The organism is Streptomyces sp. NPDC059169 (genome assembly GCF_042755225.1).
GTDB lineage: Bacteria > Actinomycetota > Actinomycetes > Streptomycetales > Streptomycetaceae > Streptomyces.
On record NZ_JBHZCF010000022.1, the window covers coordinates 1 to 13,959 of the forward strand.

General features: G+C 68.4%; 9 protein-coding genes. 5 read left to right on the forward strand and 4 right to left on the reverse strand.

The features are described from left to right. Window positions 1-29 precede the first annotated feature (29 nt). Window positions 30-1,166: a Gfo/Idh/MocA family oxidoreductase gene (locus tag ACFXOM_RS31070; RefSeq protein WP_385040633.1), complete on the reverse strand. Its 1,137-nt coding sequence runs from the start codon at window positions 1,164-1,166 to the stop codon at window positions 30-32. A gap of 786 nt (window positions 1,167-1,952) precedes the next feature. Between ACFXOM_RS31070 and wecB the strand changes: the two genes are divergently transcribed. Continuing rightward, a complete protein-coding gene (gene wecB, locus ACFXOM_RS31075; protein ID WP_384936473.1) occupies window positions 1,953-3,104 on the forward strand; it encodes a non-hydrolyzing UDP-N-acetylglucosamine 2-epimerase in 1,152 nt (383 codons plus the stop codon). 521 nt (window positions 3,105-3,625) lie between these two features. On the opposite strand, the gene wecC is transcribed toward wecB, so the two are convergent. The 3 genes from wecC to ACFXOM_RS31090 form a co-directional block, all read right to left on the reverse strand. After that, window positions 3,626-4,867 carry a UDP-N-acetyl-D-mannosamine dehydrogenase gene (wecC, locus tag ACFXOM_RS31080; protein ID WP_384936470.1) on the reverse strand — a complete coding sequence of 414 codons (1,242 nt, stop codon included), beginning with the start codon at window positions 4,865-4,867 and terminating at the stop codon, window positions 3,626-3,628. 892 nt (window positions 4,868-5,759) lie between these two features. Further along, complete coding sequence (locus ACFXOM_RS31085; protein WP_384948038.1) at window positions 5,760-5,936, reverse strand: helix-turn-helix domain-containing protein; 177 nt, start codon at window positions 5,934-5,936, stop codon at window positions 5,760-5,762. Window positions 5,937-5,946: 10 nt separating this feature from the next. Next, the gene (locus ACFXOM_RS31090; RefSeq protein WP_384936465.1) at window positions 5,947-6,708 is read right to left on the reverse strand and encodes a class I SAM-dependent methyltransferase; all 762 of its coding nucleotides are present in this window, start codon (window positions 6,706-6,708) and stop codon (window positions 5,947-5,949) included. 558 nt (window positions 6,709-7,266) lie between these two features. Between ACFXOM_RS31090 and ACFXOM_RS31095 the strand changes: the two genes are divergently transcribed. From ACFXOM_RS31095 to ACFXOM_RS31110, 4 genes are read left to right on the forward strand one after another with little or no spacing between them, the layout of a single operon-like run. Then, on the forward strand, window positions 7,267-8,865 hold the full coding sequence (locus ACFXOM_RS31095; protein WP_384948039.1) for a glycosyltransferase family 4 protein: 1,599 nt from the start codon (window positions 7,267-7,269) through the stop codon (window positions 8,863-8,865). Between the two features lie 2 nt (window positions 8,866-8,867). Beyond that, window positions 8,868-10,787 (forward strand): asparagine synthase (glutamine-hydrolyzing), encoded by a 1,920-nt coding sequence (gene asnB / locus ACFXOM_RS31100; protein WP_384948042.1) that lies wholly within the window; start codon window positions 8,868-8,870, stop codon window positions 10,785-10,787. Continuing rightward, a complete protein-coding gene (locus ACFXOM_RS31105) occupies window positions 10,774-12,756 on the forward strand; it encodes a heparinase II/III family protein (RefSeq protein ID WP_384948045.1) in 1,983 nt (660 codons plus the stop codon). The genes asnB and ACFXOM_RS31105 overlap by 14 nt, the downstream gene beginning before the upstream one ends. A gap of 8 nt (window positions 12,757-12,764) precedes the next feature. Continuing rightward, the gene (locus ACFXOM_RS31110; RefSeq protein ID WP_384936455.1) at window positions 12,765-13,958 is read left to right on the forward strand and encodes a glycosyltransferase; all 1,194 of its coding nucleotides are present in this window, start codon (window positions 12,765-12,767) and stop codon (window positions 13,956-13,958) included. The last annotated feature ends 1 nt before the right edge of the window (window position 13,959 follow it).

Sequence of the window (13,959 nt, forward strand, 5' to 3'; positions counted from 1 at the left end):
GGGCTCCAGCTTCGCCCACTGCGCATTCGTCAGATCATGCCGCCCCACAAAGTGGATCTTGACACATCAAGATCCACTTCTGAAACGCACCCTAGTTCGGCTTCGGTCAGGGCGAGCGGCTTTTCGCAGTACAGGGCGGTGCCGGACCTCAGGACGCGTGCGGCGTAGCGGCCGTGGCTGTCGTGGCGACTGAGGACCATGACACAGTCGGCGTCGCGGGAGGCGATCCCCGTGTCCGGGGTGTCGGCGACGGTGGTGAAGCCCCAGCGTGGGCCTTGGTGGGCGGCGGACAAGCCCCGGGCCGTGGCGATCCACGAGAAGGTGGTGGCCTGGTGGCGTTTGAGGTGAGGGAAGAGCATCTTGGTGGCGAAGTTTCCCGCTCCGATGGCGGCGATCCTCACCCGGCCGCCGGGAGTGCTCCAGGGGGCGGCGGCAGTGCTGGCCGTAGTGGGTTGGTGGGGGAGTCGGGCGGTGCCGGGGTACTTCAGGAGCAGGGCCACGCTGCGTTCGGTATCGCTGGACGCCTTGAGCATCTGGTAGGCGTCGGGGGCCCGGTCGATGGGAAAGACACGTGGTTTCAATTGGGTGAGGTCGAGGGTGCCGCGCGCCGTCAGGCGCAGGATCTCGGCGAGGTTGCGTCGCTCGGTCCAAGGAACGTATCCCTCGGGGTAGGGGTGCCCGTCTTCCTCGAAGCGGGGATCGTACCTGCCCGGCCCGTAGGACCGGGCGTAACGAATGGTGAGCTCCTTGTGGTAATAGGACGATCGCGGCGGCTGGACGTTGACGTCGCCGACGACGACGATGCAGGCACGGTCGCGGGCGAGGTGTCCGGCGAAGTCGACCGGGTCGGCGCTACTGGTCGCAGCAGTGATGATGACGGCGTCGGCGCCGGTGCCGCCCCAGTGCCGTGTGAGGCGTCCGTGCAGACCGTCAGTGTCGCGCGGGTACGCGGTGAGCTGGGCCGCTGCGGCCAGGTCGACCATGCGGGGGTCGCTGTCGATGCCGACCCCGTCATGACCGTAGGCACGCAGTAGCTGCAACGCGATGTGCCCGACCGGGCCGAGTCCGGTGATCGCGATCCGGGAGCCGGGTTGGGCCCCTGTCTGGTGGATGCCCTGGAGTGCGAGCGCACCCACGGTGGCGAACGCGGCCCACTGGTTCTCCACGGCGTCGGGTACCGCACGACGAGGTTGCGGGGGACCGCGACGCTTTCGGCGTGTGTGGCGTACCGGGCCCGGGCCGCTGCCACGCGCAGGCCGGAACGCAGGTCGTCCACGCCGACACCGGATTGCAGGATGACGCCTGCACAGGAGTATCCGAGTTGCATCGGACGGTCCAGATGGTCTTGGACCATGCGACAGGTATCGACCAGTCCCGTCTTCTTCGGCGTGTCGAGAACAGCCTTGACCTGTTCGAGGTGGGCTCTGGCTTTGCGGATCAGGCTCTGTGCGCCGGTGGAGACGGTCACTCGTTCGGTTCACGCGCTGATGGGTGAGTAGTCGTTCCTGACGAGGACCGCCCCGGGCGTCACACAGGGAGCGGGGCCACACAGGGAGCGGGGATGCCCTCGACGCTGATGGATCCTGTGCGGGGGGACAGGAGCACGGTCTTCATCCGGTTCGCCTTCGTCGGCCAGCGCGGGCAGCTTCCACAGCGCACTGTACGAACCGCGGTGTGCCGTGGCGGGGCAGTGTGATCGAACATCGCCCCGGACGGCTCAAGATCTGCGTGCGGCAGGGTGAATGACGGGGTGGCTGCGCCCGCCGGCCGTGTGGATCGCCGGTCGGGTTGGTACCGGTGTGAAAGTCGCTTGCCATCGACCGTCATGCCACTGCCCGCGTCTCTGCGGTGCTGTCGGCGCGACGGCGGCAAGTGGTGCGACACCGGCACGACCGGCGGGCCGGCCGCGAAGTGGGCACTGATGGCACACCTGATGAGTTGAGGAGACTCGGGTGAAGCAGGTAATGGTTGTCTACGGAACGAGGCCCGAGGCCATCAAGGTCGCTCCCGTCATCGAGAGCTTGCGCAGGTCACCCGACTTCGAAGCGAAGGTCACGGTCACCGCCCAGCACCGGATACTACTCGACCAGGTCCACGCCCTGTTCGGGATCCAGCCGGATCAGGACCTGGACGTCCTCACCACGCACCAGTCGCTGGCGGACATCACCGTGAGGGTGGTGGAGCGATTGTGTCCGGTGCTGGAACAGGAGCAGCCGGATGCGGTCCTCGTCCAGGGAGACACCACCACGGCCTTCGCCGGAGCTCTGGCCGCCTTCTACCACCAGATCCCGGTGGTCCATCTGGAAGCCGGGCTGCGCACCGAAGACAGGTACGCGCCGTTCCCGGAGGAGATCAACCGTCGCCTGGCAGCCCAGCTGGCCACCATCCACCTGGCGCCCACCGTGCAGGCGCGGGGGAACCTGCTGCGCGAGGGGATCGACCCGGCACGTGTGGTCGTCACCGGGAACACGGTGATCGACGCACTGCATTGGGCGGTGGCGCTCGGCGCAGGCTACGAGGACAGGGCCCTCGCCGACCTGGATGACACCGCACGTCCGGTGCTGCTGGTGACCGCGCACCGCCGTGAGTCGTGGGCGGGCGGCATGGACGCCATCGGCCAGGCCCTGGCTGACCTGGCTCGCCAGGAGCCCGAACTGCTCATCGTCCTTCCGCTGCACCCCAATCCGGTCGTGCGGGCAGCGATCCTGCCGTGGGTGAGCGGAATGGACAGTGTCCGACTGGTGGAACCGCTCGGATACGGTGCTTTCGCCCGGCTGATGCACCGCGCGCACCTCATCCTGACCGACAGCGGCGGAATCCAGGAGGAAGGGCCCAGCCTCGGCAAACCCGTGCTGGTCATGCGGGACACCACCGAACGTCCGGAAGCTGTCAGCGCCGGCACCGCACGCCTGGTGGGCACGGACTGCGACCGCATCGTCAAACAAGTGCGTCATCTGCTGCACGACAGGGCCGCGTACGGGTCCATGGCCAACGCGGTCAACCCCTACGGCGACGGCCGGGCCGCGGACCGCGTGGTGAGCGCGATCGGTCACTGGATGGGTCTGTGTGCATCCCCCGAGGAGTTCGTGGCCTCGACCGTGTGAACGCCGCGACACCGGCGGGAAGCCACCGTGTGGTGCGCAGCCCTGGCCTCAGGAGGCCGGTGCGATGGTCCGGGGAAGCCTCCAGGGTGATGTCCGCGCGCGTGGGCGGTGTGTCCGCCGGCGGTTGCGCACGGTGCCGGAAGCGTCGGACCGGTGTCGGATCCGGCCGTTCTCGTGGGGCGGCCGGAAGGCCGGCACGATGTCCGCCACGGCCTCTGTCGCGACTGCCGGTCCGTCGGGTGGCGTTGCCGGTGGCCATGTTGTCCGCTCTGTTCCGACCCGCCGTGGAGTGGGCTCCCTTCCGGGGTGCGATGGGGGGCGACGCGGACGCACGCGTCGCCCGGTGAGGGCCGACGGATCGCTGGGACTCGAGCCCGTCGGAAGTACCTTCAACGGGTGGCCGAGGGCCGCGAGGTCAGGTGACGCGCGGCGATGAGGGGTTGTGGAGGTCGGAAGCGCGTACCACGTGCCGGCCCCGGCTGATGAGCTTGGCGTTCAGTAGACCCTCTCCGTACCGTGGGTCAGTGCCACAGCCCGCGGGTGTCGAAGACGACCTTGCCGCGCAGTGTCGTCCGTTTGACCGGGCGGAATGCATCGTGATCGACGAGGAGGACGATGACGTCCGCTTCGTGCAGGGCGGACTCCATGTCGCAGAGCTTGGCCTGCCCGGTCCCTGCCAGCTGTCCAGGGAGTTCGGTGATGTGCGGCTCGACCACGAGCAGCCGACCGACATCGCCGGCGGCGAGTTCGGTCACGATCTGCAGGGCGGGACTCTCTCGCAGATCGTCCACATTGGCCTTGAACGTCAGTCCCAGACAGGCGATCACCGGATCCCTGAACCGGGCTGAGGTACGGGTCACTTCAGCGATCACGTGGGCGGGTTTTCCGTCGTTGACGTTCCTCGCGGTTCTGATCAGCTGAGCCTGTTCAGGGGCGGCGGAAACGATGAACCACGGGTCGACCGCGATGCAGTGCCCTCCCACTCCCGGCCCGGGCTGCAGGATGTTGACCCGTGGATGGCGGTTGGCCAGCGCGATCACATCCGCGGTGTCGATGCCGAGTTGGTCGCAGATCACTGACAGCTCGTTGGCGAAGGCGATGTTGACGTCGCGGAAAGCGTTCTCGCTCAGCTTCGCCATCTCGGCCGTGGTGGCGTCGGTGACATGGCACTGGCCTTGGGTGAACACCTCATAGAGGGCCTTGGCCCGTGTCCCGCAGGCTTCGCTCACTCCTCCGATCAGACGGTCGTTGGTGACCATCTCGATCATGATCCGGCCCGGCAGGACCCGTTCCGGGCAATGTGCCACCCGCACGTCTGCAGCGTTGCCCGCGCTGTGCGGAAAGGTCAGATCAGAGCGGTGTTCAGCCAGCCAGCGTGACAACTGAACGGTCGTTCCCGGCGGTGACGTCGACTCGAGCACCACCAGAGCGCCTGGCTGAAGTACTCCCGCTACCGCCTCCGCGGCCGCTCGGACGTACGAGAGGTCCGGCTCGCGACCGTCACCGATGGGGGTGGGAACGGCGATGATGTAGGCTTCGGCCGGCTCTGGATGGAGCGTCGCTCGCAAGCGGCCCATCGCGACCGCCCCACTGACGGCAACAGCCAGGTCGGGCTCCACGAAGGGGGCCCGACCGGCATTGATCAAGTCGACGGTCGACGAGTCGACGTCAACACCGACGACGTCGACTCCCTTGGTGGACAAAGCGGCTGCGGTCGGCAGCCCGATGTATCCGAGACCGACGACGGAGACAGTGTTGAACATGCTGATCCTCTCCATACCCGCTGGTGAAAGGGCCGTTGTCCTGGAGCACAGCTCTGATCGGTTCCCGTGGCAACGGCCCTCTTGGGATGTCAGGTCGCCTGCAGCCCGTGTCCCTTCCGCTGTCACATCACATGACGAACCGTCAGCGCAATGAACCGAGCTTTGGCGCTCTGGTGTCGTGCGGAGATCCGACGCGGTGCCTGACGCAGCTGGAGCGACCGGTCATGACGGACCGCCACTGCGACAGCGTGCTCCTCGCCCGCTATCCGGCAGCCCACCGTATCCACCCCCCTGACCCGGGGCGATGTCACTTGGTGCACCACCCCCACATCGGCTCCCCTTCACGGCGTGCCGTCACCGTCGTCGCTGGATCCCGCGCGCGATTGCAGGGCACGGCAGGAACAGGACCACAGCTGGACTCCATGTGCTCCGCCTGGTCAGAGACAGTTACCGGGCACGATAGTCCACACAGGGCGAGGAGAAGCGGCACGGCAGCGCCCACAACTCCGATGCAACTCGGATGGAAGACGCCACTGCACGGCGCGCGCGAGCATGCGGAGCTCATGCCCTCCGGGGGCCTCACTGTTGTGTTTGCGCCCGCCATGGTCCTCGTGATCACGTGCTATCCGCGCGCGCCACACGGGGAAGAGCCGGGACGACCCGAAAGGGCGATTCCTGCATCCGGCCGGCTGACCCGCACGCCACCTGCACGGTGCCCGCCGAACCGCGCGACAACCAGGTTTCGGATGCACCAGTGCGCGACCCCGAGCCGGAGGCGAAACGTTAAGCGGATCACGGCCTCCTACGGCACCCACTCCGAAGCGCGCAGCACGTACTCGCCGTACCCCGAGGAGATGCGCCGCCGTCTCATCCCTCGACCGGCGCAACTCGCTTACCACGGCCTTGACCTCGGCGGCACCTGGTGAGACGAGACAAACGGCCGTCGGGATCTGTCCACCGGCGCGTCCAGTCCACCGGCGTGATACCGGTCGGCCCACTTGCACACGGACCGTCGCGAGGCACCGGTCTGCCGGGCCACCTGCGGGACCGGCACCCCATCCAGCGGCACCCCGAGCGGGTCACCGGCGTCCGGTCACGATGACATACCAGCCGAAGGGCCGGAGCCATCTCGGCAGGAGACTGCCGCGGAATGCCGGATGGTCGACAGTCACCTGCACCTGGTCAAACCGTGAGAACAGCTCCTTGGCGGACCGGCGACTGTAGAGGCGCACGAGCGGGCGGTGCGTCATCTCAGCAGCGCCGAATTCGAGTTCAGCCAGGAAGTCCCGCCAGCTCTGTGAACGCCGGCGCAGCCTGACGACGTATTCAATGGCTTTGTGTGCCGCGAACAGGCTGTGCTTGTGGTAGAGCGCGACCATGAACTTCCCTCCGGGCCGCATCACCCGCCACATCTCCGCCACCGCCCGTTCCGGATGATCGGTGTGATGCAGAACGCCGAAGGAATATACGGCGTCAAAGGTCTGTGCCGGAAATGGCATGCTCTCGGCGTCGGCCACCTGCGCGAGTCCCCGTCGCCCTTCCAGATCCAGGCGTCGCTGGGTGAGCCACGCGCCACGAGGCGCCAGGTCGATGGCGGCTGTTTCGTCGGCCATGCTCGCGATCACCGAGTGGTCCGTCCCGGCGCCGCAACCAATCTCGAGGACACGGCCAGAAGGCGCCCATGACCGCAAACGCGCGGGTAGCCACGGTTGCAGGGCATACCGGGTTCGAGTCATCTGCTCGTAGAAATCCGGTGTGCCTTGGGCGGCTGATGCGTGATTCGTGCCCGCGGGATTTTCCTGCCACTGCGTTCCTGCCGCGACGCGTGCGTGGTTCTCCATGAGTTCGATACTAGCGACCGGAAGCCGACCGGCTTAATTCCCGGGCCCGGTGATTCGGGAAAGGAATTGTCCTTCGGCGAGTCTCCTTCCGTGCACGGAGTCAGATCCCGTCGAGAGGTCGGGCTTCCGCCGTGGCCGACACGTCACTCGCCGACGTGGGTCAGGCGGAGTGCGTCTTCCGTCGTGTCGGACCGGGCCACTCTGCGGGGCGAGTCCACCGTCGCCGGACAAGGCCTCCTGCACCGGCTCCCAGCAGAACTCGGCTGGTGCGTCGCACAGTCCCAACCAGGACCCGATGGCCTGCACGGTGCGCTCCGCCGCACGTAACTCGCGGAAGGCGATCGCAGAGGCAGGCAATACCCTCAGTCACCCGAGCGGATCACCACCTCGCTGCATCTGACAGTGATTCATCCGGCCAACGGTGTTGCGCGGTCAGACAAAGCCTTTCAGCACATACCTTGACGTATGCCGGATTGCACAAGAGGTCGCCCACTGGAGGTTCCGCTGACTGCACAATTTGACCGTCGAGTCGACCCGAGCGGGCGACAGCGGTGGGCGGTGCTGACCGAGTCGCGTTACCAGTTGCCCGGAGCCGGGAACACCGCGGCGTCAGTGCTCGGGCAGGAACCCGTCCTCGTCATGGCCGCGTCCGACGCAGTCCGGAACATCCCCGCATACCGTGCACGACTCCGTGAGCAGGAAGTGTCCGGCGTCGCTCTGCTCAGCAGCGACGCGGCACGGCGGCCCTACGCGACGCCCTACGAGCTGGTGGTGGCGCTGGCACCCGCGCGCCGGCGCACCCTCATCGACACGAGCGGCGGTGGGTCGCAGGAGCGCGTCGGTGGCCTGGCATCGCTGACGTTCCGGTGTGCCGCGGACGCCGTGACTGCCGGCGGTTACGTCCTGCGCGAATTCAGGGCCAGCCGGATCTACCAGGGGACCGTCCCCCTCCCGCGCCGGGCGTCCGGGTCCCGGTGCCTGCTTGCGCTGTGGCGGGACGGGGGGGCGAGCAAGGTCGGGGGTGCGGTCAGCCATGTGTCGGGGATCCTCTCCGGCTTCCGGCGGCTCGGCTGGCATGTGGTCCTGGTGACCAGCACTGAACCGCCTCAGCAGCTTCGATCCGCGGTGAACGTGGTTGAGGTCGCGGCGCCGTTGCCCCGCGGCGCCCGGTTCACCAGGGAGTCCGCCCGGATCGCGGCCAACGAACCCATGCGCCGTGCGGCCCTTGCCGCCGCGCGTCGCATGCCGCCCGCCTTCGTGTACGAGCGCAACGCCTTCCTGAGCCGTGCCGGCGCCGATGTGAGCCGTGAACTGGGCGTCCCCATGGTGCTCGAGTGGAACGCCTCCGACGTCTGGGTGAACCGGAACTGGTATCGGCACGCTCCGCTGAGCCGGCTGTTCCAGACGATCGGCACCCGCGTGGAGCGGTATTCCGTCCGGAGTGCCTCCCTCGTTGCCGCGGTGTCCCATGGGGCGGCACAGATGGCCATGGACATGGGAGCGGACTCGGCCACCGTGGCGGTGATGCCCAACGCCGTGGATCCTGACTCCGTCCCCGCACCTACACCGGTGCCGCCCCGCGAACGGGCCGTGGTGGGATGGATCGGCAGCTTCGGTCCGTGGCACGGTGTCGAGACGGCCGTCAGGAGCCTGCAGCATCTGCCGGCGAACGTCGAGTTCGTCCTGGTCGGCGACGGGGATCAGCGGGCCGACTGCGAGCGGCTCGCCCGCCGGCTGGGCGTCCACGACCGCATCACGTGGTCCGGCAGCCTGCCCCGTCCACAAGCCCTTCGCGTCCTCTCCGATTGTGACGTCCTGGTCTCTCCCCACCAGTGGGCGGGAAGCGGCCCGTTCTTCGGCTCGCCGACGAAGCTGTTCGAGTACATGGCGCTGGGAAGACCGATCGTAGCCAGCAGGCTGGGCCAGATCGGCGAGATCCTTCAGGACGGCGTCACCGCGGTGCTCACCGAGCCGGGCGATCCGGCGGACCTCGCCCGCGGAGTCGCGCAGGTGCTGGCCATGCCGGACCGTGGGGCGGAGCTGGGCGTCAGGGCCCGAAGGGACGCCCTGGAGAACCACACCTGGGAAAGGCGCGCCGAGCAGATTCTCGCACGGCTGCCGCTGCCTGCCTCCTGTGCGGCGGCGGAAGGGAACTGACCGTGTGTGGCATCACCGGCGTATTCGAGTACGGGCGTGCGGTGGGGAACGTCCTGCCCGAAACGGTCACGCGGATGCGTGACATGCTCGGTCATCGCGGCCCGGACGGCGCAGGGGTTCACGTGACGCAGGACGGCAGGGTCGGCCTGGGGCACCGGCGCCTGGCGATCATCGATCTTGCCCAAGGCGCGCAGCCGATGTCCGGCGAGCGCGGTGAGTGCCTGGTGTTCAACGGAGAGATCTACAACTACAGGGTCCTGCGCCGGCGTCTCGAGTGCCGCGGGGCACGCTTCCGCACCAACTGCGACACCGAGGTGATCATCCACGCCTACCGGCACTACGGCGATGAGTGCGTGAAGCATCTGACCGGCATGTTCGCCTTTGCTCTGTGGGATCCGGAACGGGAACGTCTGCTCTTCGCCCGGGATCCGCTCGGCGAGAAGCCCTTCTACTGGACCGTCAAGGACGGCACTTTTCTGTTCGCCTCGGAGACGAAGGCGATCCTGGCGCATCCGCGGGTCACGGCGGAGGTGAACACCGGCGTCCTGGACAGTTACCTCGCTCACCTTGTCGTGCCGTCGCCGAACACTCTCTACCGTGACATCTGCAAGCTGCCCCCGGGGACGGCCGGGTCGTGCGACGCGACCGGGGTCCGCACCTGGCGGTTCCGGAACGTCACCGAGCCCCGAACGTTCCTCGACGTGTCGCTGCGGGAGGCCGCGTCACGCGTGCGGGACCTGCTGGCACAGTCGGTGCAGGCCCGCCTGATGAGCGATGTGCCCGTGGGCGTGCTGCTGAGCGGGGGGTTCGACTCCACCGCGCTCGTCGCCCTGATGCGGGACCAGGTCGCCCGCCCGTCCACGTTCTCGGTCGGCTTCGACGGAGCACACGCACTCGACGAGAGACGTGAGGCACGCTGGGTGGCCCGGCACTTCGGCACGGATCACCATGAGGTGACGGTGTCGGTCGAGGACGCGCTTCAGGCGCTCGCGGCCATGGTCCACCACCAGGACGAACCGCTCGCGGACCCTGTCTGTATGCCGCTGGGCTTCGTCTGCGAACTGGCGCGGCAGCGTGATGTCCCCGTCGTCCTGGCAGGTGAAGGGGCCGACGAGCTGTTCTGGGGATATCCCGCATATGTTCGATCCCTGCGGCGGCAGCGCGAGCTGCGGGCGTTCCAAAGGTTGCCCGGTCCGGCCCGCCGGATGCTTCCCCGACTGGTACCCGCGTCCCGTCGCGGACGGAGTTTCGACGCCCTCGTCGGAGCCGCGCGCGGCAGACAGCTTCCGATGCACTACCCGCTGGGGCTGCCCGCGTCGCTGCGCTCGTCACTGCTCGTGCCGGGCCGGTACGACTCCCCGTGGACACCGGCAGAGGCGAAGGACGACGAGACGCCGACGCAGACCCTGGCGTTCGACACCCAGCACCACGAGTTCTCCGTGCGTCTGCCCGAACTGCTGCTCATGCGGATCGACCGCTTCTCGATGGCGCACTCCGTGGAAGCCCGTGTGCCGTTCCTCGCCCCGGAGCTGGTGGAATTCGCCTACCGGCTGCCCGTTGAGCACAAACTGGATGAGGGCAGGACCAAGGTGGTGCTGCGCCGGGCGCTCGCCGACGTGGTACCCGAGCGCGTGACCAACCGCGCCAAGCAGGGCTTCGGAGCGCCGATCGGGGATTGGCTGCGAGGGCCCATGGGGCAGGTGCTCCTCGAGCTCCTCTCCGCCCCGGCGATGCGGCGCTACTTCCGTGCCGAGACTCTCGTCGGCATGGTCGCCGACCACCAGGCGGGGCGTGCGCGCAACGAGTGGGCTCTGTGGACGATCCTCAACTTCGCCCTGTGGCACCGCGTCTGGATCGAAGGAGTTCCGCCGGACGAGCTGACCGACCGGATGCTGGGCAGGTGCACCGTTGAAGCGGGCTGACCACGCCGACCGCCTCGAACCCCGGTCTCCGCGCCTGGCACGGCTACGGCGGCGAACCGCCGTCGCGGCCGGACTTCCCGCCGGCGTACTGGCCGCCGAGGCGGGCTGGCGGCTCCTGCGCACGGGATGCCGCGTACTCGCCGACGGACGGGACCGGATGACCAGACCGCGTCCGGCACCTTCCGAGCCGTGGCGGCCGTTCGTACTCGGACCGGACAGATCGGCCCGGCCCAAGCCGGCGCCGACGGGTCTGGAACTCGAGGCGTGTCTGCGCGAGGCGGACGCCGCGCTCGACGGCAGGTTCACCGTGCTCGGGTACGGAACGTTGACGGTCGATACGGACGGCCCGGGCTGGCAGCACGACCCGGTGCACGACTTCACCTGGCCCGCTTGTCACCACCGGTCCCTCGGCCCTGTGCCAGGACGGGCGGACATCAAGGTCCCGTGGGAGGTGAGCCGTCTCCAGTGGCTGGTGGCCCTGGCGCGCGCGTACACCTACACCGACGACTCCCGGTACAGGAACGGCGCGACGAGGCTGCTGCGCTCCTGGGCCGATGCCAATCCGGTCGGCTCGGGACCGAACTGGACGAACGCGATGGAGGCCGGGATCCGCGCCACCAATCTGGTCTGGGCTGCCGAGATCCTCGACGACCCGGAATTCACGGAGCTGGTCGGCGGCACACTCCGTGACCACGGTTGGTTCATCCTCGCGAACCTGGAATACACCCCGCGGCTGACCAGCAACCACTACCTCGCGGACCTCGTCGGGCTGGTTCACATCGGGGGGGCGCTGCGCCACAGCCGCACAGGCCGGTTCTGGCTCCGCCTCGGCAGCAGGCAACTGCAGCGGGAGATCCTCAAACAGTTCCACGAGGACGGGTCCAACTTCGAGGCGTCCATCGGCTACCACCGCCTCTCGACCGAGCTGGCCCTCATCGGCCTGCTCGCGCTGCGGCGCCTCGGCATTCCTGTCCGGCCCGACACCGGAGCCCGCTTCCTCTCGGCGGTCGAGGCCCTGGCCGTACTCACCAAACCGGACGGGCTGCTCCCCGCTGTGGGGGACGACGACGGCGGTCTCGTGGTCGGCCTGCAGTCCGCCCGGGACGCGCGGGACGCTTCGCCGGTCATCGCCGCCGCCCCGGCCGTGAGCGACCCGAGCACACCCGAGGAGACGGCCGCGCACGAGATGGCGCAGTGGTGCGGGGCGGCGGGGCGGCGGGCCCCCGCCCGGCCGCCCGCCGCGTCCTTCCCGGCAGGCGGCTGGTACGTGCTGACGTGCGGCGGGTACTGGTGCCTTGCGGAGTGCGGAGGAGTGGGACAGCTGGGCAACGGAGGCCACGGACACAATGACACGTTGTCGTTCGTGCTCTGCGTGGACGGCCGGGAGTTCGTCACAGATCCGGGTACCGGGGTGTACACGCCGGATCCCGGTCTGCGGAACCGGCTGCGGGCCACCCGCTCGCACGCCACGGTGGAGGTGGACGGTGAGGAGCAGAACCGCTTCGACCCCGGACTTCTCTTCACCATGCGGGACGAGGACCGTGCTCGGGTGGTGGCCCGCTCCGAAGACGCCCGGGGCCGTCAGGTCGTCGAAGCGGTCCACGAGGGTTACCGCAGGCTCGCCGATCCGGTCCTGCACCGGCGCCGGTTCGCCCTGGACCGCGACGGGCTGATCGTCTCCGACGACATCGGCTGCGGTGCTCCGCACACGCTCGTGATCAGCTTTCCCCTCGCGCCAGGCGTTCGGGCGCAGCCGTGCGACGGTGTGATCCGGCTGTACGCCGACGACGGAGCGGCGGTGAGCCTGGTCCAGACCGCCGGCCCCGAACTGTCCTTCCGTGTCGAGGAGATGCCGTGGTCACCCGCGTACGGCCGTGTCCTCGACACGCAGGTCCTGCGGGCCACGTTGTTCGTCGAAGGCCCGTGCCGATGGGAGTTGCGGTTCCGGCGGTTGGAGGACGCGGAATGAGGGTCCTCATGGCCGTCGTGTCGGACATCCGGAGCGATGCGCGTGTGCAACGGGAGGCCGCCGCGCTTGCGGCGGACGGGCACACCGTGCTCGTCGTCGGCTTCGACTCCGGAATCCGCCGCCGGGACAGAAGGGTGGAGGAAGGCGTCCACTACGACGTACTTCCGTTCCCCGCCCGGAATCTCCCCAAGCCGCTGCGGTTGGCCCATGCCGTCCTCGGCCTCGTGCGCGCCTCGCTGCTCATTGCTCGGGCACGGCCGGACGTCGTGCACTGCCACAACCTCCATCTCAGTCTGCCCGGACTGCTCGTCGCCGCCCGCCACCGTGCCGCGCTGGTGTACGACGCGCACGAACTCGAGGCTTGCATGCACCAGGGCCCCGTGCGGTGGTTGGTGGAAGCGTGGGAGCGGTTGGTCTGGCGACGCGCGCAGGCCAGGATCACCACCAACCCCTCGCGCGCGCAGTATCTCGACGAACTGCACGGCGGACGTCCCGTTGTCATCGGGAACTATCCCCGGACACCGGACTCGCACACGGAACGGAAGGATCTGCGAGCACGCCTGGGCATTCCTCGGGACCGGCTCGTCCTGATCTTCCAAGGGGGGTTCTACCTGGATTCCCGCTGTTTCGACACGGTCGCCGCCGCATTGCGCGGTCTGCCGGACTGGCACTGGGTGATCATCGGTTTCGGCAGCGAGACGACGGTCGGGAAACTCCGGGACCTGGTTCACGCCTCCGGGATCGGGAAACGGACCCACATCCTGCCCCCGGTTCCGGTCGACGACCTCCTCTCCTGGACCGCAGGCGCCGACGTGGGCGTCGTGGCACTCACCAACGCTCATCTGAACTGCTATCTCGGGGACACCAACAAACTCTTCGAGTACCTGATGGCGGGCCTCGCCGTGGTGGGGAGTGACTTTCCAGAGGTCCGACGGGTCGTCCTCGACAACTCCGTCGGTCCGGTCGGGGCACTGTTCGACCCGGCAAGTCCTGCGTCGGTCGCCACCGCCCTGCGAGAAGCCGCCGATGAGCTGGCGACGTTCCGAAGGAACGCCGAGAAGGTACGCGGCGAGTACTCCTGGGAGGCCGAGAGCAGGACGTTGACGGACCTGTACCGGGCACTCGCCGCGGCGGGTGCCGCACCGGACGACACCGAACTCGGGCGGGCCGGTAGACCGTCCCCTCCACCGAAAGGTGCTTGAA

Bases quoted from the DNA above. Each gene is read 5' to 3' on its own strand.
- wecC (WP_384936470.1), bottom strand. From the start codon at position 4,867: ATGTTCAACACTGTCTCCGTCGTCGGTCTCGGATACATCGGGCTGCCG.
- ACFXOM_RS31090 (WP_384936465.1), bottom strand. From the start codon at position 6,708: ATGGAGAACCACGCACGCGTCGCGGCAGGAACGCAGTGGCAGGAAAAT.
- ACFXOM_RS31110 (WP_384936455.1), top strand. From the start codon at position 12,765: ATGGCCGTCGTGTCGGACATCCGGAGCGATGCGCGTGTGCAACGGGAG.